Source organism: Pseudaeromonas pectinilytica, assembly GCF_054780855.1.
Window position 1 is genome coordinate 1 of the sequence record NZ_BAAGVN010000095.1, and the last position, 2,420, is coordinate 2,420.

Sequence of the window (2,420 nt, forward strand, 5' to 3'; positions counted from 1 at the left end):
TTTTTGGCGATTAAATCAGATCACAAACGAAGCCTTTTTTCTATCTATTTCAATTGGTTGTAGCTAAAGATCCTGTACATGTAACAGCACAATTAACCCGATTCGTTCCATCCTATCTAGCATCTATCCAGATAAGACAGAATAAATCCCTATATCTTGCCACCAACCAGGCAACACCAAGTCAGCACTAACTTATCTTCAGTAACATACCCGAACGTCCACACCCGAGGCTTTGATTTAGAACACAAATCTTACCCAGAAACTCACCAAAATCCCGTCGCTCTCGACGTCTCGTCGAAAGGCCCGACTCGCCACCCCCGTCAGCACCGTCGAAAATTCACGTCCTTCGGCAAACCAAGACCTTCAGGGAACGCGGTGTAGAACATCTCAGGGGTAGTGAAGCTCCACCTAGCAGATAACAACGCTAACCAATAAATACCAACTCCAGCTGCTAATTCAGCCAGTCAGGCAATATCCCCCCCCCCCCCCTGTGAAGCGCTTCTAACAGACTAGCTGTGACACCGAACCACCAAGGAGAGCACATACGCTCTCCTTTTTTGTTCACAAAGAAGATGGATCAACCGAACCAAGAAACACTCGATAACCCAGAAAATAGACGCAGGAGTAGTAAGGCGGTATGGGAGAGAGGAACGAAGTATCCTCTCTCCGAACATGAAAATTTCTTCAGTAGTGGACCCATCTTGACATGAGAAAATGTAATGCGTTCCTACATCGCATACCAACGAAATCGGAAAGAGGCTCAGAGCATTTATTCGTTTAATATCATGTTGTTAACCATCAATGTACTGAGATAGCCCGGTATCAACGACGATATGATCTTTTGGGTATGAGGGCGGTGGAGCTAGCCCTCATACCCCTACGCGGTTAGTCCCCCTGTTTATTTGTGCTTGACAAGAAGGTGAGCTGTAGGGTTTTATTACGACGCTCCATGACCCAGATGGAGCGTTGAGTGTGGCTCTTCTTAATCTGTAACACGCACTCACCATCGTTGGTTCTCTCCATGAGTCCCATCCTTGGCACTTTAATTCGAAACCACTTCTGTGGGTTATTTAAAGTTCCAGCTAAGGAGGGCGACATGTCCGTTGATACTACCTAATTCGCCGCGCTTGATTGAAGACCGATCCCCATTGAGTCTCAAACGAGCGTGCATCTCTTCATGTGCTACACGATTCCTCATCCCTTGGAAAAGGCAATAGGGGAGTAGTAATCGTCACCGCTCAATGCGGTCGCAAATGAAAATCTCGCTCTGACATGACTCCTTAGATGGGTATCGATAAATATCTTCGGATGGCCCGTCAGTGCTCACGTATGTGTGAGTCACTGCTTTTACATCTGGCCCCGGAATTTCTGCAAAATGATCAATATCTATTAAGGACTGATCATGTCTACTAAATCGCACATACCCACAACATCTACCAGCGCATCTACATCATCAACACCGAAGCGGTTGTATCGTGTTGGCAATGCTTTAATTCAAATCGATAAAATAATGTGGACCAAACGGTACCGCCCATTGCAAGCAGAAATTGATTCTCTTGCTCCTGAAACGGTGGCTAACATGGGAGTCGGTATCTGTTCCCTCGATTGTCAGCTTGCTTTCGAGCACGCGTTGCAACCTGATAAACAAGTTTTGATCCTTGATGAATTGAATAAGGAGTTGGAATCCGCAGGATTGCTCACCGACTTTTATGTTCTACCCGATTCGACAATAATTCGACCCATGATTATTGACCGAGTTGATTATGGTTCCGTAAAGCTGGGGTGGGTTGTCAACTTTTATATTCTTGGCCGCGATAAACCTATTCTGACCAGTCTGCTCACGAGTGAGTCTGAATGCCTTGATTTGCTGCAAAGTCTGGCTGACCGCGTGAACTCTTTACACTAACCCTCGAAAATAATTGGTGATGAGCCCGTTATGTGTTGGGGGCGGACTCCTCTAGTGTGACTGGAGTCAGCCCGAGCCTCAGACACATCGTAAATACGTGCATGTAGACTCGTTGGCGGCAATCGATGCCGCCAACGAGTCTGTTTTTCGCCCCGACTCCATTCCTATTCATTCCCAACACCTAACTTGGACAGATCCAAATTCCCCCTTCACTTTCATTAGAGAGCGGGAGAGGTATGCCTCGGAGATACACATATGTTCAAAATTCAGAGAATTACTGAAGAGATTAACGATGAGATATTGCTCAACGACTCGGATAATGACAACAGTCCTAAACTGACTATAACTAAAATACAGAGACATGAAGGTGAGCGAAGCATAAAAAAAGGCACCGGCCGCCCCCTAGATATAGGTTTAGACTCGGAGTGGTGCCCAGGGCCGACGCATGATCATTCTTTGCACAAGTTGATCAAGTCTCGATCAGTTGAGCAGCTCCAAACACGATTTTAATTGT

General features: G+C 46.1%; 1 protein-coding gene. It reads left to right on the forward strand.

Going from position 1 to position 2,420, the window contains the following annotated elements:
• The first annotated feature begins 1,402 nt into the window (after nucleotides 1–1,402).
• Complete coding sequence (locus ACYVG7_RS06875; protein ID WP_460882470.1) at nucleotides 1,403–1,906, forward strand: hypothetical protein; 504 nt, start codon at nucleotides 1,403–1,405, stop codon at nucleotides 1,904–1,906.
• Nucleotides 1,907–2,420 lie beyond the last annotated feature (514 nt).

Excerpts from the sequence above, each read along its gene's own strand:
- ACYVG7_RS06875 (WP_460882470.1), top strand. The coding sequence starts at position 1,403 with ATGTCTACTAAATCGCACATACCCACAACATCTACCAGCGCATCTACA.